17 protein-coding genes are annotated in these 21,206 nt (G+C 68.1%); 9 read left to right on the top strand and 8 right to left on the bottom strand.

Annotation, left to right across the window (positions count from 1 at the left end):
• Positions 1 to 133 precede the first annotated feature (133 nt).
• Positions 134 to 1,384: an MFS transporter gene (locus ACFORO_RS03390; RefSeq protein ID WP_377869428.1), complete on the top strand. Its 1,251-nt coding sequence runs from the start codon at positions 134 to 136 to the stop codon at positions 1,382 to 1,384.
• Between the two features lie 643 nt (positions 1,385 to 2,027).
• Here the strand turns inward: ACFORO_RS03390 and ACFORO_RS03385 are convergent.
• A complete protein-coding gene (locus tag ACFORO_RS03385; RefSeq protein ID WP_377869427.1) occupies positions 2,028 to 2,264 on the bottom strand; it encodes a hypothetical protein in 237 nt (78 codons plus the stop codon).
• Positions 2,265 to 2,678: 414 nt separating this feature from the next.
• Between ACFORO_RS03385 and ACFORO_RS03380 the strand changes: the two genes are divergently transcribed.
• Complete coding sequence (locus tag ACFORO_RS03380; protein ID WP_354748568.1) at positions 2,679 to 3,965, top strand: GGDEF domain-containing protein; 1,287 nt, start codon at positions 2,679 to 2,681, stop codon at positions 3,963 to 3,965.
• Between the two features lie 33 nt (positions 3,966 to 3,998).
• Positions 3,999 to 4,415: a VOC family protein gene (locus tag ACFORO_RS03375; protein WP_377869426.1), complete on the top strand. Its 417-nt coding sequence runs from the start codon at positions 3,999 to 4,001 to the stop codon at positions 4,413 to 4,415.
• Here ACFORO_RS03375 and ACFORO_RS03370 read toward each other — a convergent pair.
• Entirely contained in the window at positions 4,412 to 5,302 is an 891-nt protein-coding gene (locus ACFORO_RS03370; protein ID WP_377869425.1) for a LysR family transcriptional regulator, read from the bottom strand. The genes ACFORO_RS03375 and ACFORO_RS03370 overlap by 4 nt on opposite strands.
• Positions 5,303 to 5,382: 80 nt before the next feature.
• Between ACFORO_RS03370 and ACFORO_RS03365 the strand changes: the two genes are divergently transcribed.
• On the top strand, positions 5,383 to 6,618 hold the full coding sequence (locus ACFORO_RS03365; protein ID WP_377869424.1) for an MFS transporter: 1,236 nt from the start codon (positions 5,383 to 5,385) through the stop codon (positions 6,616 to 6,618).
• On the opposite strand, the gene ACFORO_RS03360 is transcribed toward ACFORO_RS03365, so the two are convergent.
• The 5 genes from ACFORO_RS03360 to ACFORO_RS03340 all read right to left on the bottom strand — a co-directional run bounded on the left by ACFORO_RS03360 (position 6,593) and on the right by ACFORO_RS03340 (position 11,056).
• The gene (locus tag ACFORO_RS03360) at positions 6,593 to 7,348 is read right to left on the bottom strand and encodes an SDR family NAD(P)-dependent oxidoreductase (RefSeq protein WP_377869423.1); all 756 of its coding nucleotides are present in this window, start codon (positions 7,346 to 7,348) and stop codon (positions 6,593 to 6,595) included. The genes ACFORO_RS03365 and ACFORO_RS03360 overlap by 26 nt on opposite strands.
• A gap of 69 nt (positions 7,349 to 7,417) precedes the next feature.
• Positions 7,418 to 8,260, bottom strand: coding sequence for an SCO6745 family protein (locus ACFORO_RS03355; protein ID WP_377869422.1), 843 nt, complete (start codon positions 8,258 to 8,260; stop codon positions 7,418 to 7,420).
• A 90-nt stretch (positions 8,261 to 8,350) separates the two neighbouring features.
• Positions 8,351 to 9,367: a S1 family peptidase gene (locus ACFORO_RS03350; RefSeq protein WP_354748580.1), complete on the bottom strand. Its 1,017-nt coding sequence runs from the start codon at positions 9,365 to 9,367 to the stop codon at positions 8,351 to 8,353.
• 338 nt (positions 9,368 to 9,705) lie between these two features.
• Positions 9,706 to 10,008 carry a GNAT family N-acetyltransferase gene (locus ACFORO_RS03345; protein ID WP_101435558.1) on the bottom strand — a complete coding sequence of 101 codons (303 nt, stop codon included), beginning with the start codon at positions 10,006 to 10,008 and terminating at the stop codon, positions 9,706 to 9,708.
• A 40-nt stretch (positions 10,009 to 10,048) separates the two neighbouring features.
• Positions 10,049 to 11,056, bottom strand: coding sequence for a LacI family DNA-binding transcriptional regulator (locus ACFORO_RS03340; protein WP_377869421.1), 1,008 nt, complete (start codon positions 11,054 to 11,056; stop codon positions 10,049 to 10,051).
• A 136-nt stretch (positions 11,057 to 11,192) separates the two neighbouring features.
• Here ACFORO_RS03340 and ACFORO_RS03335 point away from each other — a divergent pair, with 136 nt between their 5' ends.
• Genes ACFORO_RS03335 through ACFORO_RS03320 form a run of 4 tightly spaced genes read left to right on the top strand, consistent with a single transcriptional unit; the run spans position 11,193 to position 16,457 of the window.
• Positions 11,193 to 12,578: an ABC transporter substrate-binding protein gene (locus ACFORO_RS03335; protein ID WP_377869419.1), complete on the top strand. Its 1,386-nt coding sequence runs from the start codon at positions 11,193 to 11,195 to the stop codon at positions 12,576 to 12,578.
• On the top strand, positions 12,575 to 13,525 hold the full coding sequence (locus tag ACFORO_RS03330) for a carbohydrate ABC transporter permease (RefSeq protein ID WP_377869418.1): 951 nt from the start codon (positions 12,575 to 12,577) through the stop codon (positions 13,523 to 13,525). The genes ACFORO_RS03335 and ACFORO_RS03330 overlap by 4 nt, the downstream gene beginning before the upstream one ends.
• A gap of 1 nt (position 13,526) precedes the next feature.
• The gene (locus ACFORO_RS03325) at positions 13,527 to 14,396 is read left to right on the top strand and encodes a carbohydrate ABC transporter permease (protein WP_377869417.1); all 870 of its coding nucleotides are present in this window, start codon (positions 13,527 to 13,529) and stop codon (positions 14,394 to 14,396) included.
• A gap of 3 nt (positions 14,397 to 14,399) precedes the next feature.
• Positions 14,400 to 16,457 (top strand): glycoside hydrolase family 2 protein, encoded by a 2,058-nt coding sequence (locus ACFORO_RS03320; protein WP_377869416.1) that lies wholly within the window; start codon positions 14,400 to 14,402, stop codon positions 16,455 to 16,457.
• A gap of 39 nt (positions 16,458 to 16,496) precedes the next feature.
• Here the strand turns inward: ACFORO_RS03320 and ACFORO_RS03315 are convergent, their stop codons facing one another.
• Positions 16,497 to 18,164, bottom strand: coding sequence for a ricin-type beta-trefoil lectin domain protein (locus tag ACFORO_RS03315; protein WP_377869415.1), 1,668 nt, complete (start codon positions 18,162 to 18,164; stop codon positions 16,497 to 16,499).
• A gap of 504 nt (positions 18,165 to 18,668) precedes the next feature.
• Here ACFORO_RS03315 and ACFORO_RS03310 point away from each other — a divergent pair.
• Positions 18,669 to 20,897 carry a terpene synthase family protein gene (locus tag ACFORO_RS03310; RefSeq protein ID WP_446681589.1) on the top strand — a complete coding sequence of 743 codons (2,229 nt, stop codon included), beginning with the start codon at positions 18,669 to 18,671 and terminating at the stop codon, positions 20,895 to 20,897.
• Positions 20,898 to 21,206 lie beyond the last annotated feature (309 nt).

The raw sequence follows: 21,206 nt of genomic DNA, 5'->3' as shown, positions 1-21,206 counted from the left end.
AAAACCCTTCGGTGCGACATCATCCACGGACGGCGATCACCCAGTTTTCCACGGACGGCCGGAGCCGGATCCGCGACCCACCCGCGTTCGGCCGGGGTTGCTCCGGGTGGCCGAGTCACGACAGGGTGAGCACATGACCACGACGGCGCCGTCTTTCCGGAGCGTGTTCCGGATGGGCGAGTTTCGTGCGCTTTGGCTCGCGCACGTGCTGTCGGTGGCCGGTGATCAATTAGCACGAGTCGCGCTGACTGTGTTGGTGTTCAACCGAACGGCATCCGCGGGATGGGCCGCTGGGACGTACGCGCTCACCTATTTGCCGGACCTCCTCGGCGGTGCGCTCGGCGGGCTCGCCGACCGGTTCCCGCGCCGCACCGTACTCGTGGTCGCGGATGTCGTGCGCGCACTGCTGGTCGCGTTGATGGCGATTCCCGGCATGCCCTGGCCGGTCGCCGCGGGACTGCTCGTGGTCGTGCAACTCGCCGCCGGGCCGTTTCAGGCCGCGCGGCAAGCTGTCCTGCCGGACCTGCTCGGCGAGGAGAAACTGGCGACCGGACAAGCGATCCTCTCCTCGACGTACCAGGCCGCCTTGGTGATCGGCTTCGGCGCGGGCGCGGCAGTGGTCGCGTGGCTCGGGGTTTCGGGCGCGTTGTGGGCGGACGCGGTGACGTTCGCGGTGTCGGCAGCCGCGCTGCGCTGGGGATTGCGGCTGTACCCGGTCTCGAAGGTGGCCGAGCACGCGCCGCAGTGGGCTTCGTTGAAGGCTGGCTGCCGGCTGGTCGCGCGGGACCGGAAACTGCGGTCGCTGCTGGCGATCGCGTGCTGCTGCGGGTTCTACGTGGTGCCGGAGGGACTGGCGGTGCCGGTGGCCGCGCAACTCGGCGGCACCGGAGTGCTCGGCTGGCTGCTGGTGGCGAACCCGGTCGGGACGCTGCTCGGGGCGTTGCTGATCAGCCGGTTGCCGCGGGCGCGGCAGGTGCGGTGGCTGGGCCCGCTCGCGGTGGCGAGCAGTCTCGTGCTGCTGCCGACCGGCTGGACGCCCGCGTTGCCGGTGGTCGTGGCGGTCTGGACGGTGTCCGGGATGTTTTCCGCGCACGATTTGATCACCCAGGTCCAGTACAGCCTCGCCGCGCCGCCGGAACAGCGCGGCCAGGTGATCGGAGTCGCGATCGCGGCGTTGCGGGCGGCGCAGGGCCTGACGATCGCTGCCGCGGGCGCGTTGGCGCTGGCTTTCACGCCGACGACGGTGGTCGCGATCGCCGCCGTGGCCGGAGCCGGGTGCGCCGGGCTGGCCGGGATCGCGTGGGCGCGGGCGGTGCGAGCGGACCGCGCGGTGCGGCCCCGCCGAACTCCCCTCGACGGGGCCACCCCACCTCCCGCGCCGTAATCCGCGGGACGGGTGTGCCGCGGGACTGGTTCGGATCACGTCCAGTTGTTGTCACGCATGCCCTCTCACCTCCTCGTGGGGCGGGCTGGGGGCGGTTCAGCGGGTCCAGTTGTTGTCGCGCACGGCGGCGGTTCCTTTCGTGGCTCGGCGAGTGGTGGTTGGTGGGGCTCAGCGGGTCCAGTTGTTGTCACGCACGGCAGCGGCTCCCTTCGTGGCTCAGCGGGCGGCGGGTCGCGGGGTCTCAGCGGGTCCAGTTGTTGTCACGCATCGCGGCGGCTCCCTTCGTGAGTCGATGGCCGGTGGTTGGCGAGGTTCAGCGGTTCCAGTTGTTGTCACGCACGGCGGCAGCTCCCTTCGTGGCTCGATGGGCTGTGGTTGGCGGGCTCAGCGAGTCCAGTTGTTGTCACGCACGGCAGCGGCTCCCTTCACGGCTCGACGGACGGTGGTCAACGAGGCTCAGCGGGTCCAGTTGTTGTCGCGCATCGCAGCGGCTCCTTTCGCGAATCGACGGTCAGTAATCGGCTGGATTCAGCGAGTCCAGTTGTTGTCGCGCACAGCGATCTCCTTCCTCGTCGTCAATCGGCGGACAGCGGGTTTCAGCGGTTCCAGTTGTTGTCGCGCATCGCGGCAGCTCCTTCCCGGATCAGCGGTCAGTGATCAGCAGGTTCAGCGAGTCCAGTTGTTGTCGCGCATGGCAGTCGCTCACCTCCTTCGCCAGCACTTCGCCCAGCGGTTTCAGCCGTTTCACCGGTTCCAGTTGTTGTCGCGCACCGCACACCTCCTTTCCGATCACCCGGGCCGTTATCAGCGGGTCCAGTTGTTGTCGCGCATCGCGCCGCCTCCTTTCCGCATCCCGGATTCCCGGCTCAGCCGCGTTCACCAGTTGTTGTCCCGCACGGTGGGCATCTCCTTTCCTCAGCGAGGGCCGAAAGTCTCGACCTCGAGTCGAGACCGCGAGGGCGACCTACGTCACCGAATCGCCGTCCAGTTGTTGTCGCGCACGGTTGTCACCTCCGTTTCAGAGTCGCGCCTTCGGCGGTTTTCGCACGTCAGCACCGGTGGGACGGTCACCGAAAGTGGCCATGGAGGTCCAAACGGGACCCTCGCGGATCCCCTGGTCCGGCCCGGATTCGGAGCAGCTGACCACTACCCACAGTGGCCACCTCCCCTCGCCGGCCGGCCAGCGCTGGGCTGTCCGGGCGAAATCGCCCCGGCGCTTCCCAGAGTCCGGACGACAGGCAGCACACAACGCGCCTCGTCGTTTACCGTAGAAGCCAATCGGGTGAGGTGAAGAGTGCGCGGACGAGTTGCCGGGTGGTTCACAGGCTGGCGCCTATGGCGGTTGCCCTCTCACGTCCGCATGTATGTGCTGCTGGTGAACGTCGTGGCAGTGGGCACCACCCTCGCCACCGCGTGGCTCGCCCCGGTGCACCGGATCGATCTAGTCCGCTTCGGCGTTCTCGCGGTGTGCGCGGCGCTGGCGATCGAGGCGACCCGGCACATCGAGCGGCAGCGTGAGTACAGCCGCGCACCGACAGTCGCGTACGTCGACACCAAGGCCGTCTGGAGCATCGCCGCCGTGGTGGCGTTGCCCGCGATCCTCGCGTCGGCGATGGTCGTGCTCACCTACGCCGTCGCCTGGTGGCGGGTCTGGCCGCACGAACGGCCGGTTCTGCCGCACCGCTGGATTTTCTCCTGCGCGACCGTCCTGTGCGGCACGCAGGCCGCGGTCGCGGTGCTCGCGCTCGGCATGCACGAATACCCGGGGGTCCTCGCGGGCGGATTCGGTCCGGGTCTGCTTGACCTGGTCGTGTTCGTGCTCGCCGCTGGGCTGCGCTGGGCGATCAACACCGCGCTCGTCATGGTCGCGATCGCGCTGTCGAGCCCGCCGCGGTCGTTCGCGGACCTGTTCTCCGGTTTCGGCGACCAGCTGCTCGAAGCGGGCGCGATCGGTCTCGGCCTGGTCACCGCGGCGCTCCTGCTGCTGGCCAACCCGCTGCTCCTGGCGGGCGTCGTGATCGCGCTCGTCGCGCTGCACCGCGGGCTGCTGCTCACCCAGTTCCAGCGCGACGCGCGCACCGACGTCACGACCGGCCTGGCCACCAAACGCTGGTGGCGCACGGTCGCTGAGCGCTACCTCGAACGTGCGCGGGCGAACCAGGACAGCGTCGGCGTGCTGCTGCTCGACCTCGACCACTTCAAGGCGATCAACGACACCTACGGCCACCCCACGGGCGACCTGGTGCTGCGCGAGATCGCGCTGTCGCTGCGGGACGAGGTCCGCGAGCAGGACGTGTGCGGCCGCTGGGGCGGCGAGGAGTTCGCGATCGCGCTGCCGGACATCCCGAGCGCCGAGCACCTCGGCCACATCGCCGACCGCATCCGGCGGCGGGTCCCGCAGGTGGTCGTCGCGCTGCCGGACCAGGATTCGGTGATCAGCGACCTGACCGTCTCGATCGGCTGCGCGCTGTATCCGGCTGAGCATCTCGCCAGCGTCGACGACGTGCTGGTGGCCGCCGACGCCGCGCTGTACCGGGCCAAGCAGGCAGGCCGGAACCGCGTGGAGCTGGCGAGCGCTTGACCGCCTGCTCGGGCCACCGCTAGAACTCCTCGCATGGACTGGACTCTCGAGGTCGTCGTCGTTCCCGTCACCGATATCGACCGGACGAAAGCGTTCTACGCCGACCAGGTCGGCTTCCACCTCGACCACGACATCGCCCCCGGGCCGGGACAGCGCCTGGTGCAGCTGACTCCGCCGGGATCGGGCTGTTCGATCGTCCTGGGCAAGGGCGTGGTGCCGGACATGCCGCCCGGGTCTCTCAAAGGTCTGCAGCTGGTCGTCGCCGATGTCCGGAAAGCCCGCGAGGAGCTGGTGGAACGCGGCGTCGAGGTCGGCGAACTCCAGGTTTACGGCTCGGATCCGGGCACCGGCGCGCTCGAAGACCTGGACAACATCGGGTTCATCCACTTCTCCGACCCGGACGGCAACAGCTGGTCGGTGCAGCAGATTTCCGCCCGCGCCAAGGGCTAGCCCGCGACGGCGGCGGCCAGTTCGGTGCGCAGGGTCCGGGCTGCTGGGGTTGCGGCCTGACCGCGCGGCAGCACGAAGTCGACGCGGCGTTCGAGGGTCGCGTCGGTCAGGGTTCGAGCCCAGACGCCGGACTCGCGGCCTTGTTCGGCGACCGCTTGCGGCAGGAACGCGAGGCCCGCGCCACCCGCTACGAGGTCGAGGGTGATGCCCCAGTCGTCGACCTCGAAGGCCCGCCTCCGGCGCAGGCCAGCGTCCCGGAAAAGCCGGTCCAGGTCTGTCCGCACCGCCCAGTAGCGCGGCGGTTCGATGAACCGTTCATCAGCGAGGTCGCGCACGCTGATCGACGACGCGCGGCCCAGCGGGTGACCGCTCGCTCCGGCCAGCACGATCGGTTCCACGGCGAGCGGCGTGATCTCGAGGTCCCGCGGCGCAGGCTCGGGTGCGGACAGCACGGCGCAGTCCAGCTGTCCGGCGCTGAGCAGGCGCAGCATCTCCTCGGTGGGCAGTTGAGACAGGGTGACGTCGAGGTCGGGATGCAGCACGGCCATCCGCGACAGCACCCCGGCCAGCGGGACTAGATGCTCGACGTGGCTGAACACGCCCATCCGCAACCATCCGGTGAGTCGGCTGCTGACCTGACCGACCGCGTCGTACACCGCGGTGAAACTGCGCAGCGCTTCCCGGGCGGCGGGGACGAGTGCGCGGCCTTCGGCGGTCAGCCGCGGCGGGCGGGTGCCTTTGACGTACAGGTGGACGCCGAGGTCGCTTTCCAGCGCGCGGACGGACGCCGAAATTCCGGACTGCACGATGAACTCACGGCGGGCCGCCTGGGTGAAGCTGCCTTCCTCGGCCAGGGCGAGGAAGTGCCGTAGGTGCCGGATATCCAAGGTGCATCATCTCTGATTCAGATAGTAGAGATCTTCAACTGCTCTGCCACGGATACTACGGGCGGAACACCATGGAAGACATGCACAACTCCACGCTGTCCACCGCGAAGGGACGGCATCTGTCGCATTCCGTCGGGTTCTGGGTGGTCGCTTCCGCGTACGCGGCACTCAGCGCGTTCGGCACCGCGCCGACCCCGCTTTGGCCGATCTACCAGCAGGCCGACGGGTTCGGCCCGGTGTGGGTGACGGTCGCGTTCGCGATCATGGTGGTCGGGATCGTCGGGAGCCTGGTGTTCCTCGGGCACCTCTCCGACCGGCTCGGCAGGCGGCGGATCATCGCGCCCGCGCTGTTCGCCGCACTCGCCGCGAGCTACGTTCTGATCGCCTCCACCAGCCTGGCCGGCCTGCTCGCCGGACGGCTCCTGACCGGGCTCGGCATCGGTCTGATGGCCGCGAGCGCCACCGCGTATCTCGCCGACCTGGACCGGCAGGCCCGGCCGCACGTCGTGGTGCCGAAACTGCCTGGGCTCGTCGCGGCCGGGGCGAGTCTTGGCGGTCTCGCGCTCGGACCGGTGATCGCCGGGGCGCTCGCGGAATGGCTGCCTGATCCGTTGCGGATGCCGTACGTCGTGCTCGGTCTGATTGTGCTGCTGTGCCTCGCGTTCGTGCTCGTGACGCCGGAAACCGTCGATCTTGCCGCCGCGGCGCCGACAGTCGCTCCCCGGATGAATCTCCGTCCCGGTCGACAACGCGTGTTCACCGGGGCCGCACTGCTCGGGTTCGCGGCTTTCGGGGCCACCGGAGTGTTTTCGTCGGTCGGGGCGCTGGTGATCCGGAACGATCTCGGGATTCACGACGTGTTCGTCGGCGGCATGGCCACGTTCGCCGTGTTCGGTGCTTCCGCTGCGGCGCAACTGGTGCTCAGCCGATTCGGACCGCGGCAGCTCGTGATCCTCGGTTCGGCGTGCTACCTCCTCGGTCTCGCGGCGACGGCAGTGTCCATTGCGGACCCTTCGCTCGCGTTGTTCCTGATCGCCGCCGCCGCGACGGGGTCGGGTGCCGGGATGCTGTTCAAGACCGGGCTTTCGCACTCGGCCGAATCCGCGGTGCCCGCCTCCCGGGCCGGGGTTCTTTCGGTGTTCTTCGTCGTGGCCTACCTCGGGATGGGGCTTCCGTCTGTCGCGTTTGGACTTTTGGTCGGCAGTTTCGGCTCCACCGCGACGATTGTCGCGGTGAGTGCGGTGCTCGCGGTACTCGCGACCGCTGGCGCCGTGTTGGTGTCGAAACGACCTAGTCCACCAGCGCGCCACAACTGACATTCACCGTCGCGGCGGTCATCGTGCGGGCCCGATCGGACGCGACAAAAGCCGCCACCGCGCCAACGTCGGCCAGCGTCGCGGTGCGGCCGAGCATGGTCGGTTCGGCGAGTACCGCGGTGAGTTCTTCGGCACCAGGGAAATCAGCCGGGATCGTTTCCGGGACGCCGCCGGTCCGAAGTGTCACTGTGCGCACGCCGTGTCGGCCCAGTTCGGCAGCGAGTTGTCGGCGCATGGCTTCCAGGGCGGCGAATCCGATTTGCAGGCCGCCGACCGCGTGGTTGCGCACGGGGTCGCCGCCGCCGCCGAAGAGGAGGACTACGCCGCTGCCTTGGCGTTTCATGTGACGGCCAGCCGCGCGCATGGTGAGGAAAGTGGTACGGACGCCGTTGACCACCGGTTGTTCGTAGTCCGCCAGCGACATCTCGACCATGGGGGTTCCCTGGACGTCGCCGTGGCTGATCACGTTCACCGAGATGTCGAGGCTGCCTGCGGCTTCGACGACCGCGTCGGCGTGGGCGTCGACGGATTTCTCGTCGAGCGCGTCCACTACGGCAACATCGGCGGTGCCGCTGGCTGCGCGGATGTCGTCGGCTACGAGGTCCAGCTTTTCGCGGGTCCGTCCGGCCAGGAAGACGCGCGCGCCCTCCTCGGCGAAAGCTCGGGCGAACGCGCCGCCGATTCCTCCTCCAGCGCCGTACACGACCGCGTTTTTGCCTTCCAGCAGCATCTTCAGGGCTCCCTTCTCGTGGCTGTCACTAGTGCGTCGAGCGGGGAGCCGGAGAATCGACACCGTTCCTTAAGGTCGTTTCGCCCCCATCGGGTTGGGGATGGGGACGCCGCCGCGGTCGATGACTCGTCGGCTCAGCGGGGTGGCCAGCTCTAGTACTCGGTCGACTCCTTCTGGGCCCAACGCTTCGAGCGGGGCGGCGGCTAGGCGATCGGTGGTTTCTTCGACGGTGCGGCGGATTTCCGCGCCCGCCGGGGTCAGGCCGCCCGCGTCGATCAGACCGCGATCGACCAGGTTCGCTGTTGCGGCGGACCATTCTTCGTCGGTCCAGCCCCGGGCGCGCTGGACTTGTTCGCGCGTGGTGGCTCCGGTGGCGAGATGAGTGAGGGTCGTTTCCAGGCCGGTGAGGCCGGAGGCGACTGCGGCCAGGACGTGGCCGTCGCCTCGGTGTTCGCGCAGGACCGCAGTCGCCAGCCATAATCGGGCCAGCGGCCGATCCGGGCGAGGCACAGCGGACCAAGCAGCGGCGAGTGGTCGCGCATCGAAGTGGCAGGCGGCGACTGCCTGTTCCAGCAACGTGACTAGCTCGTCCACAGTGTCCGGCCCCAACAGTCGCGCCAAGGCCGCCTCGACTGCTTCCACTCGGGTGCGCAACACATCGTCAGGCGAGGCGAATGTCCACGCGTCAGGAAGCGCTCGCGCGACCATCCCTGGTGCGAACCCGAAAAACATCGACGTGACCGGTTCCGGGCCGATCGGGCCGAGTGGTGCCGCCCGGCCCGCGAAGTAGCCCATCCACCAGCCGCGCAGACCGACGTCCTTCGCCGCGGCGGCGGGTTCCGGGGCGAAGTAGACGACTGCGTGGAGGGGTTCTGTTGCTGTCCATAGGTTTCGGGCCGGGCTCGGCTTCATGCGGGCAACTCTAAGCCTCGGGTACGACAAAAACACACAAGAAGCCCGCCGCCCCGGAAGGGGGACGGCGGGCCGAAAAACGACAGAGCCTCAGGCGAGCTCGAGGCCGTAGGACTGCAGTTCCAGAGTCAGCGGGTAGAAGTAGCTGGTCTGGGTGTCGCCGCCGGAGAGGGTGCCGAGGCCCTTGTCCCCGTCGAACGCCGGGCCGCCCGAGTCGCCGTGGTCGGTGTGGGCGGTGGTGCCGAATTCGTGGTTCAGGACGCCCACGTCGAAGTTCACCGACTCGTCGACCGAGGTGACCTGGCCGCTGCCGCCGCCGGTGGTCTGGCCCATCTTCTCGATCTGCTCGCCGACGGTCGGGGTGCCGGCGCTGGAGATCTTCTGGCCGGTGTTGATCGCGCCGTCACCGGTGCCGTTCGGGCGGGTCAGCAGGCCGGAGTCGGCTCCGGGGCAGTCGCTCTGGACGACCTGGGCGCCGGAGACGTCGCCGCCGGACCAGGTGCCGCCTTCATTGGTGCAGTGGCCCGCGGTCAGCATGTACGGCTGGCCGCCCTTGGTCACGTTGAAGCCGAGCGAGCAGGTGAACTGCCCGTTGTTGATCGAGTCGCCGTCCGCGATGTAGGTGGACAGCTTGCCCGAGCGCTGCTCGACGCGCGCCGCGTCGCCCAGCTTCGCCGCCGCCGCGGCGACCTTGTCCTTCGTGGCCTGCGACGCCGAGTCGTAGATCTTCACCACGACCTGGTTGGTCTTGGTGTCGATGCCCCACGACGTCTGCGGCACGTTCTTGACCGTGTCCATCTGGTTCTTCGCGCCGGTGAGGGCGGTGAAGCTGTGCTTGACGAGCTTGGTCGCGAAGCCGGCTGCCTCGGCCTTCTCCTGCGCGGCGGCGTCGGTGACGTTCAGCACCGCCTTGCCGCGTTCGAGGTAGATGCCGCCGTTTCCGGCGCCGAGCGTGTCGGCGACCTGCGTCGCCTGGGTGATCGCCTGTGCCTGCATCTGGGCGAACGCCATCGGGCTTGCCGAGGCGGCGTTCACGCACATGCCCGCGGTCAAGGCCGCGGCAGACAGTGCGGTGAATCCCGCGACGAGCGTCTTCCGGGAAGTCATGGATCTTCCTCCAGGTGGGATGAAACCGACCGGTGGGACGCCACACACTTTTGTTGCCCGGCAACCAACGCGAAACCGACGAAGGTTGGTTAATAACCAAAAAAACGGGCCATTCGGACACGGTTGCGCCGTTCGGACCACCTGGAATAACCCGAACGGCGCTGCCGACCTGCGTCAGTGGGATTTTCTCCGCGGTGCGGTGCGCGGCGGGCTCGGCGCGAAGTCCGTGAGGGGAACCCTGAGGGAATCTGATTCCCTCAGGGTTCCCCTCACGACCTCGGCATCGCGCGCCAGGCCAGCCGTGCGGCGCGAGAACCCCGCGCGCCGCTGCGCAAACCTCAGTGCTGTCCAGGCCACCGGACGTGCTCGGCGTAGCCCTCGTTCTTGCGCAGGTACCCGGCGATGAACGGGCACACCGGAACGATCACGCCGCCGCGCGCCACGACGTCGTCCAGCGCGGCCTTCGCCAGTACCTTGCCGAGACCGCGGCCGCCGAACTCGTCGCCGATCTCCGTGTGGGTGAAAACGGTTTCGGTGTCCTTCGGGGTGAATTCGGCGAAGCCGGCGAGCTTGCCGTCCGCATACACTTCGTAGCGGTTTTCGCTGTCGTTGCGGGATACCCGGGGTTCTTCTTCGCTCATTCCCGCATCCTCACACACCACCGGAATCCGCGCGCCGCGCTCAGCCCGTGCTCTCCCTCGCGAGCAGCTTGTGCGGCGCGACGAATTCCTCGGCGGGAAGCCCCGGATTCTCGATGCGCGCGGCGAGACGGGACACCGCGGTCCGCGCGATGAACGGAGTGTCCAGCGAAACGGTGCTCAACGACGGTCGCGAATAGCGGCCTTCCTCGATGTCGTCGATGCCGATGATCGCCACGTCCTCCGGGACGCGCAGCCCGGCGTCGAACACCGCACGGATCGCGCCCATCGCCAGCAGGTCGGAGTAGCAGAAAATGGCGTCCGGGCGGGGAGATTCGCGAAGCAGCGACGCGGTGGCCGCGTAGCCGTCCGCCCGGCCGTAGTGGGCGGCCGTGGCCTGCAGCGCGTTCACCGGTTCCAGGCCGTGTTCGTCGAGCGCCTTGCGGAATCCCTCGGTGCGCTGCAACGGCGTCGCGTACATCTCCTTCGGCTGCGCGCCGATCGCTGCGATGCGGGTACGGCCGCGGTCGAGCAGGTGCGTCGTCGCGTCGTGGGCCGCGACGACGTTGTCGATCGCCACGTGGTCGAACCTGCGGTCGAAGACGTGCTCGCCGAGCAGGATGAGCGGCGACGAGCGCGCCGGGTCCACGTCGCGCAGTTCGTCGCCCGTCGCGAGCGGCGCGAACAGCATGCCGTCGAACAGATTGCGCCTGCCCCCGCCGCGCAGCAGCTGGCGTTCCCGCTCGTGGTCGTGCCCGGTCTGGTCGATCATCACCTGGAAGCCGAGGTCCGCCGCGGCGTCGATGACCTCGCGTGCGAGCTGGCTGAAGTACGGCACGTCGATCTCTGGCACCACCAGTGAGAGCAGGCCCGTTTTTCCGGTGCGCAGCGTGCGGGCGACCGGGTTCGGGATGTAGCCGAGTTCCTCGATGGCCCGCAGCACGCGCTGGCGCATCTTCTCGCTGACGTGCTCGTACCCGCTGACGACGTTCGACACCGTCCGCACCGAAACCTGCGCCCGATCCGCCACGTCCCGCAACGTCGCCGCCATGGAGCCCCCTTCGCCGGAAGTCATCCTACCTTTTGCAACGTGTGCAAGCATGTCGTACAGTTTGCCTACGTTGGCAAATCCACGGCGAGCCCCTCTCCGCACGCCGCGTTGCCGCCGTCCCGCACAAAGGAGTGCCATGAACCCCACTCTCCGACGGAGCGGACGGACAGCCCGCCTCCTCCCCCGCCGCGGAGCCGCCGTCGCCGCCGCGGCCCTGCTCGTCACCGGGCTGAGCGCCTGCGGCCCGGACATCAGCTCCGACGCACCGGCTGCGGGCAACGCCGTGCTGCAGGCCCCGTCCGACGAGGCGCCCAAGGGCGAGATCACCGTCTGGGACCGCTCCGGCGACCTGTACAAGGTCTTCGACGCGGCGATCAAGAAGTTCACCGCGAAGTACCCCGGCGTCACGGTCAAGCACGAGGCCGTCGACATCGACTCCAAGCTGCAGAACACGCTGATCACCGGCACCGACGTGCCCGACGGCGTCTTCCTCGACGACGCCAAGGTCGGCGGTTACGTCAGCCACCTGTGGAATCTCAAGGACGTGCTCGCGCCCTACACCAAGGACATCGCCAAGCAGAAGGTCGACGTCAACACCGTGGGCGGCGGCATCTACGGCGTGCCCTTCGACCTCGACCCGGGGCTGCTGTTCTACAACGCGAAGGCGCTGAGCGCGGCCGGGATCGACCCGAACGGCATCAAGACCTACGATGATTTGCTCGCCGCGGCGAAGAAATACCAGCAGTTCAAACCCGGCGCGAAGCCGATCCACCTGGAGCAGAACGCCTTCAACAGCCAGCTCCAGCTCGAGATGTTCGCCAGCCAGCTGGGCACCGGCCTGGCCGGCCCGGACGGCAAACTGCGGCTGAATTCCCCGCAGTACCACCAGATCCTGACCTGGCTGGACACCGTGCGCAAAGAAGGGCTCGGCACCCGCGCGGAGTACCTCAAGCCCAGTGACGTCAGCGCGCTGGACTCGGCCGACGAGGTCTTCTACCCGTGGGCGATCTGGTTCGATTTCGCCCCGCAGCAGCAGTTGACCGCGACCAAGGGCGACTGGCGGGCGATGCCGTTGCCGGCGTGGACCGCGGGCGGCGCGCGCAGCGGCGCGATGGGCGGGTCGTCGTTCGTCATCCCCAAGGACGCCAAGAATCCCCAGCTGTCGTGGCTGTTCTACCGCTTCCTGATGTTCGACCAGGCGGGCTACACCGGCGTCTATGGTCCGAACGCGGTCTATCCGGGCGGGTTGAACACGTCGATCCCGGCTTACCGGCCCGCCGCCGATCCGGCGAAACCGCTGTTCCGGCCGATCGACGCGATGGGCGGACAGGACGTCTGGAAGACCGCCGTCGAGGCGGGCCGGGAAATCCCCGGCGGGGCCCCGATCCCGGCCTGGTGGTCCGGCGCGGTCGACTACCTCGGCACCGACCTGCAGAAAATGCTGGACGGCGCGCTCACCCCGCAGCAGGTGATCGACAAGGCGGGCAAGGACATCCAGGCCAACCTGATCGACCGCAAATGACGACTCGTTCCGTCTCCCCCGCGACGAAGGTGTTCCGGGAACCGGCCGTCGAGCCGCGCACCCGGACACCGCGTCGGCGGCGGCGCACTCTTCCGTTGCGCCGTCTCCTCGCGCCCTACGTGTTCGTGCTGCCGTTTGTCTTGGTGTTCTTGGCTTTCAGCGTCTACCCGCTGTTCTTCACGCTGCGCCTGAGCTTCACCGACTGGCACGGATCCGGTGCCGCACATTGGATCGGCCTCGACAACTACCGCTATCTGCTGACCAGCAGCGGGTTCTGGTCGTCGCTCGGCAACTCCGGCGTGCTGTGGCTGCTGATCGTCCCGGCCCAGCTGGTGCTCGCCGTACTCGTGGCGGTGCTGCTCAACGCGGTCAAGCGGCTGCGCGGCTTCTACCGGGTGGCGTTCGTCGTGCCGTTCGTGACGCCGCTGGTCGCGGTCGCGCAGATCTGGATCGTGCTGTTCGACCAGGACAACGGCGCGGTGAACGCGATGCTCGGCGCGGTCGGCCTTCCCCCGGTCGGCTGGCTCGTCACGAGCGGATGGGCGAAGCCGACGCTCGCGTTGCTGTTCCTCTGGAAGACCACCGGATTCGTGGTGCTGATCGTCCTTTCCGGACTCCAGCAGATCGACCGAGGCCTGTACGAGGCCGCTTCGCTCGACGGGGCGGGCCGGATCCGGCAGCTGTGGTCGATCACGGTTCCGCTGCTGCGCCGTTCGCTGATGTTCAGTCTCGTTTTGCAGACGCTGGCGGTGTTCCAGATGTTCGCCGAGCCGTACGTGGTCACGAAAGGCGGTCCGTACACCTCGACCACCACGGCCGGGCTCTATCTCTACAACCACATCACCCGCGCGGATCTCGGCACCGGGGCGGCGAACTCGTTCCTGCTGGTGATCGTCGTGATGGCGGTGTCGCTGCTTTTCGTCCGGCTGCTCCGAGCGGAGGACTGACATGACCACCCTCGGCGTCCGCCAACGGAAGCCCCGGCCGCTGCTCGGCTCGCACGCGTTCCTGCTCGTGCTGACCGTCGCCCTGCTCGCGCCGGTGGCGTGGGCGATCCTGTCGTCGTTCAAACCGGCGGGCGAGATCATCCGGAACCCGCTCGGGTTCGACCCGGCGACCTTCACCCTCGCCAATTTCCGCGGGATGTTCCAGGACGTCCCGATCGGCAGCGGGTTCCTCAACACCGGCATCGTGCTCGTGGCGAAGGGCGCGATCACGATGTTCTGCGCGCCGCTCGCGGCCTACGCGTTCGCGAAATACCGGTTCGCGGGCCGGAACCTGATCTTCGGCGCCGTGCTGCTCACCCTGATGCTGCCGACGATCGTGCTCGTCATCCCGCTGCTGCTGGAGATGAAGGAACTCGGCTGGGTCAACACCTACCAGGCGCTGATCCTGCCCGGTTCGGTCGACGCGTTCGCGATCTTCTGGATGCGCCAGGTGATCGCGGCGGTGCCGGACGAACTGCTCGACGCCGCCCGCGTCGACGGCTGCGGCGAGTTCGGCATCTTCTGGCGCGTGGTGGTCCCGGCGATCCGGCCGGGGCTCGCCGGGCTCGGCGTGCTGACGATCATGAACATCTACAACGATTTCGTCTGGCCGGTCGTCGCGGCCAGTTCCAGCCGGATGGCCACCCTCCAGGTGGTCCTCTCGACGCTGGCCCAGAACATCTCGGGCAACCGGGTGGACGCCGATTACGCGACCGTGACCGGGGAACTGCTCGCCGCCGCGTCGATCGCGCTCGTCCCGCTGCTGATCCTGTTCATCGTGCTGCAGAAGCACTTCATCAACGGCATCCTCGCCGGAAGCGTAAAGGGCTGACACATGACGATTGCCGAGAACTCCGCCGACCCGACCGCCGCGGAGGCGGTCCCGCGGCCGGGGTACCCGCGTCCCGACCGGGACCGGTCCGCGAGATGGCTGAGCCTCAACGGGCGCTGGCGATTCGCCGCGGAAGACGGTGCGCCCGAGTCGATCACCGTCCCGTTCGCTTGGGAGACCGCGGCTTCCGGCGTGCACCGCACCTGGCTGGAACAGGCCGTCTACACGCGAACTGTCACGGTTCCGGCGGAGTGGGCCGGACGCCGGGTCGCGCTGTGCTTCGGTGCGGTGCATCACCGGGCGGTCGTCTCGATCGACGGGACGCCCATCGGTTCGCACGTCGGCGGGCACAGTTCGTTCGAGTTCGACGTCACCGACGTGCTGGAGCCGGGCCGATCCGCCGAGCTGACCGTCGAGGTCGAGGCACCCGCGGACAAACGCGAAATCCCGCACGGCAAACAGCGTTCGATCCCGCGAGACGACTACGACGGCGTCTCGTTCACGCCGACGTCCGGGATCTGGCAGAGCGTCTGGCTAGAGGCACGCGGCCGCACCTACGCCGCGGAGGTTTCCGTGCGCGGGGATTCGCTGACCGGCTTCGACATCGCGGGTGAACTCGCTGGGGACGCTCCGGACAGCGCCGCCGTGGTCGCGCTCTTGGAGGGCCGCGAGACCGTCCTTGCAGTGCGGGACGGGCGGTTCTCCGGACGACTGGAGATTCCGTCGCCGCAGTTGTGGAGCCCAGAATCGCCGCACCTGTACTCCATTGCGCTGACCGTGGGCGAAGGAGACTACGCCGATCGGCTGACCGTGACCGGCGGCCTTCGCCGGATCGAAACGCGCGGCGAAGGTTTGTATCTCAACGGGGAACGGCTTTACGTGCGCGGCGTGCTCGACCAGGGCTACTGGCCGGAGTCGGGGCTCACCGCACCGGACGACGAGGCGCTGGTCCGCGACCTCGAACTGGCGCGGGAGCTCGGTTTTTCACTGGTGCGCAAGCACCTCAAGGCCGAGGAACCGCGGTGGCTCGACCACGCCGACCGGATCGGGATGCTGATCTGGGCCGAACCGCCAGCTCCGAGCCGGTTCAGCCCGGCCGCCGCCGCGGCGTTCGAGGCGCAGCTGCCTGACTTCGTCGGGCGCGACGGCAACCATCCGTCGATTGTGATCTGGGGGCTGTACAACGAAGAATGGGGCCTGGACTGGGACATCCCGGGCAGCCCGGAGCGCGCTGCCGCGGCCGTGCGCGCGTACGACCTCATGCGCTCGCTCGACGACACCCGGCCGATCGTGGAGAACTCCGGCTGGGCGCACGTGAAGACCGATCTGGTCGACTGGCACTACTACGACGAGAATCCGCGCAACTGGGCGGAAAACCTCGCCGCACTCGCGTCCGGGGAACGGGAGTCGTTCGAGGTCAGGCTCCGGCCCGACTTCCTGGTCGACAAATCGTTCTACGGTTCCGCTGACTTCCCGCGCTCCGGCGTGCCGGTGCTGAACAGCGAGTACGGCGCGGGGTTCACCAGCCTGGAGCGGGCGTGGCACGTGCGCTGGCAAACCCAGGAAATCCGCAGGCACGACCGGTTTTCCGGCTATATCTACACCGAGCTGACCGACGTGGAACACGAGATGGCGGGCCTGCTGGACACGCACCGGCGGCCGAAGGACTGGGGCGGCCTCGATCCGGCCGACGCCTTCGCGGCGACCACCCTGGTCGTCGACCTCGTGCCCGCGCACGCCGGTGCCGACCTGCCGGTGCCGACGGAACCGCTGACCCTCGACGTGCACGTCTCGCACACCGGCCAGGAGCCGATCGCCGGAACTCTGCACGCCGGGTGGGGCGCCTCAGGTTCGCGCAATCTGCCCGCGGCATCGGTTTCTCTTGCCGCGCAAGCGAAACCGTTCCGGCTCAGCGACGCGTTCCCGTTGACCGTCCCGGTGCCGGGCGGTCCGGCGCGACTGCACCTGTGGCTGGAAACGGACGGCAAGGTGACCGCGCGGACCTTTGTGGACGCAGCGGTCGTGGAGGAATTGAACCGGCGGGGCGCGCGTAGCCGCTAAAGGGAAAGGGCGGCCAGCCGAGCTGGCCGCCCTTCCTGATCAAGCCGGAACGTGCCAGACCTGAGTGAACAAGCCGTTGCAGTCATAGATTTGCAACTGCGTGCCATCCGCGGTCTGGGCCTGCGGATCGTCGAGGCACCGACCTGACTGCGGATTGTAGATCGACCCGTCCGCCCGCGCCTGCCATTGCTGCGCAGGCGTGCCAAGACAGTCGCGAAGCTCCACTTTGGACGAATTCGCGGTCCCGCCGCCGACGATGTTCAGGCACTTGTCGAAAGCCCGGATCGTGCCGTCGGTTTCCAGCGACCACTGCTGCCCCGTCGCGATACCGCAGGTGTACAGCTGCACCGCGTTGCCGTTGACCGACGTGTTGGTGTTGACATCAACGCACTTGCCGGTGGTTCCGGGTCCGGTGATCTGGCCCTGCGCGTTCGGCAGCGTCGCCGTGCCGAAGTCCGTTTCGCATTTGCCGGTGGACAAATGTGTGCCCGCGAGCATCAGGAAGGTGTTGCCCGAGGGCGCGCCGAGCAACGGCGAACTGTACCCGGCGCAGGCGGTCTCGCCCGCGTCGTAGCCGCCGGTCGGCGCGGTGGTCACCGGCGTGGTGATCTCCTGCCAGGCACCGGATCCGAGGTTCCGGTTCACGAACAGCACGTGCCCGTCCTCCGGCTGGACCGCCAGTGAGCCGTCCGTGCCCGCGACGACCCGCTGTCCGGACGCGACGAGGGTCCCGTTCGCGCCGCCCGCGGGCGACCACGTCAGGTACGGCGTGTGCAGCAGGAACCGGTGGTCGGCGGTCTCGATGCGGGTGCCGAGGCTGCCGGGATTCCACGCTTCAGCGTCCGGGGAGGTCTTGAAGTAGACGTCGCACGCCTGGTCTGGATCGAAGCCGGCTTTGCAGTCCTCGTAGGTCATCGCGTAGGTGCCGTTGGGCAACGGGACGACGGTGGCCATCCCGGGCCGCTCGACGCCGTTCTGCAGCGCGACGTCGTAGACCTCGCTGCCCCAGGTCAGGCCGCCGTCGGTGGAGACCGCGTGGGCGAGAACCTGGGCGTAGTTGTTCACCGACGGGCGTTCGTCGGAGAAATAGCAGATGAGCCCGTGATCGGTGGTGGCGAACTCCGGTTCCCAGATGCCGTGGCCGATCGTGTTGGCCATCCCGGACTCGGCCGCGCACGAACTGCGGTAAGTCCAGCTCGCGCCCTGATTGGTGGACACGAAGACCTCGACCGCCTGCTGCGTGTAGTCGCCGTGGTTCCAGGCAGTGCCCGCGGCGAGCAGCGTGCCGGCCGGCAGCGATCCTTCGGCGCGCGGCAGTTCGTACAGCGTCGGGCCGTCGAGATCCCAGCCGTGCTGGGTGTCGGTGACCGTGCTGATCGGCGAGGACGTCCAGGTGACGCCGTTGTCGGTCGACCGGTAGACCGGGAAGTTCGCCTTCCCGACGCCGGTGCCGGAGTGGGAGAAGGTGGCCAGCAGGGTGCCGTTCGCGCTGCCGTTGTGCGCGAGGCGGATGACGCGCGGATAGCTCGCGTCCTCAGTGGAACCACTGGCCGTGCCGGGCCGGTAAAGGACCCCGCCGGAGGTGGTGGCCGCGGTGGCGGTGCCCGCCGGAAACGCGGCCGTGAGGGCGGCGCCGAGCACGACAGCGGCGACCAGCGCGCCTCTCCGTCTCGGCCTCGAACGGGAACTCAGGGGACCAGGCGACATGAGCGTCACTCCTAGGACGGGACGGCGCCACAACCTCCTTGGCTGCTCCCCTTCCCGGGCACAACGGCCCGCACGCGGCAACTGTCCGCCGTCGCCGCGCGAGCTTCTCGAAGAGGTGGCCGCCGGGGGACCCAGGCCGCTTTGCCATCGTGTGAAAACCTGAGCGTACTCCGATTTGCACACGTTGCAAGAAACTGTCCGGCAGACACCCGCCCACACCCGGATGACGGCTCGCCGTCCACCGACGAGCGACGCGGGAGCACGCAGCGAAGACCTCCCGGCGGACCGCGCTGGTCCGCACGGGCGATCCGCGAAATCGGCGGAGTGGCAGGACTTCCGCCGCGCCGGTCCGGTCTGTTTGCCTCGTGGAGTCGGCACCCACGGAACGCGAGGGGAGCACGCGTGCAGCCGTTCGTCCTGCCCGAGTTCTATCTGTCGTACCCCGCCCGGCTGAACCCGCACCTGGACGGCGCGCGGAAGCACAGCAAGGCGTGGGCGTACTCGATGGACATGATCGACATGCCCCAGCACGGCACCGTCATCTGGGACGAGCACGACCTCGACTCCCACGACTACGCCCTGCTGTGCTCCTACACCCACCCCGACGCCGCCCCGCGGGAACTCGATCTCGTCACCGACTGGTACGTCTGGGTCTTCTACTTCGACGACCATTTCCTGGAACTCTTCAAACGCACCGGCGACATCGAACACGCACGCGATTACCTGGACCGCATCGCCCGCTTCATGCCCGCCGAAGGCGCCATCACCGAGACCCCGGAAAACCCCGTCGAACGCGGCCTGACCGACCTGTGGAACCGCACCGTCCCCCACCGATCCGCAGGCTGGCGCCGCCGCTTCCGCGAAAGCACACGCAACCTTCTCGACGAATCGCTGTGGGAACTCGCCAACATGAACGAGGGCCGCATCGCGAACCCCATCGAATACGTCGCGATGCGCCGCAAAGTCGGCGGCGCCCCTTGGTCCGCCAACCTGATCGAACATTCCCTGAACGCCGAAGTCCCCGACGAAATCGCGGCTAACCGCCCGATGGAAGTCCTGCGCGACTGCTTCGCCGACGCCGTGCACCTGCGCAACGACCTCTTCTCCTACCAGCGCGAAGTCGAAGACGAGGGCGAACTGTCCAACAGCGTCCTGGTCTTCGAAAAGTTCCTGGGCTGCACCACCCAGCAGGCCGCAGACGCCGTAAACGATCTCCTCACCTCACGCCTGCACCAATTCGAACACACAGCGCTAACTGAGGTCCCCGCCCTCTTCGAGGAACACGGCGTAGACCCCGCCGGACGAGCCGAAACCTTCGCCTACGTCAAGGGTTTGCAGGACTGGCAATCCGGCGGACACGAATGGCACCTGCGCTCAAGTCGCTACATGAACGAAGGCGCCCTAGACGACCACGGCGGCCCAGAGTTGCTGGGCGGCCCGTCCGGACTGGGAACCTCCGCAGCTCGAATCTTCCGCTCTATTGCAAACACCGCACCACAACGCGCACGAGCCTTCACACACCAGCCCTACGAACAATTGAGCCCAGTCACGCTGCCCACCCTGCCCCTGCCGTTCCCCCTGCGCCTGAGCCCGCACCTGGCGGCTGAACGCAAGAAAATCACCGATTGGCCGCGACGAATAGGCGTGCTGTCCGAATCGGTGTGGGACTCCGCACGCCTGCGCGTCGCCGACATACCGCTAGCCTCCGCAGGAATCTGCCCAGACGCTCCCCCGGAACAGCTGTCCCTCACCAACGACTGGCTCACCTGGGGTACCTACGCCGACGACTACTACGCAGAAGTCTTCGCCCACGACCTGCCCACCGCCAGAGTGGCCACCGAACGCCTGAAACTCTTCATGCCCACCGACGGCGCCTCTCCGCCCTCGCCCGTGACCGCACTGGAAACCGGCCTGGCAGACCTGTGGCAACGCACCACCGGCCCCCTGACCTCCGCCGAACGCGAGTCCTTCCGCCACACGGTCGAGAAGATGATCGACGCCTGGGTGTGGGAACTGGCCAACCAGGCCCAAAACCGCATTCCCGACCCGATCGACTACGTGGAAATGCGCCGCCAAGCCTTCGGCTCCGACCTGGTGACCAGCATCAGCCGGCTCACCAACAGCAGCACCGTACCCCCGGAAATCCGCCGAAACCGCGTCATCGAAGCGCTGGAAGATTCAGCCGCCGACTACGCCTGGCTGATCAACGATTTAGTCTCCTACCGCAAGGAAATAGAATACGAAGGCGGCCTGCACAATGCGGTGCTGGTAGTCCGTTCTTTCTTGGACGTCGAGCAAGATCAAGCCCTGCAGATCGTCGCGAACCTGGCAGAAGCAAGACTGGCAGAATTCCAACACGCGGTTGACGTAGGCCTGCCGAGCATGTTCGCCGACTACAGCCTGGACGCGGAGGCGCAGGCCACGCTCACCGACTACGCGGACCTGCTGAAGAACCTGATGACCGGAATCGCGAACTGGCACCACGAATCCGCCCGGTACACCGACGAAGAACTGGACCGAGTCCGAGACGCGAAAGCCGCGACCGGGGCCCCCGCCGACCCGAGCGACGCCGCCGGATCCCCGGACACCTCCAAGGCACTGCTGCACCCAGGATGCACCGGCACCCACCCCGTCCCGATCGGCACAAAACCCAGCCTCCACCCCAGCGGCCCGACCGGCCTGGGCACCCGATCCCTGCACATCCCCGCACCAGCCAACTCCGCCACCCACTGACCAGTTCCGTGAGGGGAACCCTGAGGGACTCTGATTCCCTCAGGGTTCCCCTCACGACCCCCACCGGTCCGTGAAGGGCTCCTTGAAGGAATCTGATTCCTTCAAGGAGCCCTTCACAGCCCTCCCCCACCGCCGCGACGCACCCAACGCGGCATTCAGTGCACCCCACGCACCCAATGCGGCATCCGGCGCGTCGCATGCCCCCAATGCGGCGTTCGGTGCGTCAGATGCACCCAATGCCACATTGGGGCGCTAACCCCGGCCGCGAACCCAACGCAACCAGCCACTCAGCCGCGCACACCACCCACC

The organism is Amycolatopsis halotolerans, assembly GCF_042647905.1.
In the GTDB taxonomy this organism is placed as follows: Bacteria; Actinomycetota; Actinomycetes; order Mycobacteriales; family Pseudonocardiaceae; genus Amycolatopsis; species Amycolatopsis halotolerans.
This window is presented reverse-complemented; position numbering and strand designations above follow the sequence as displayed.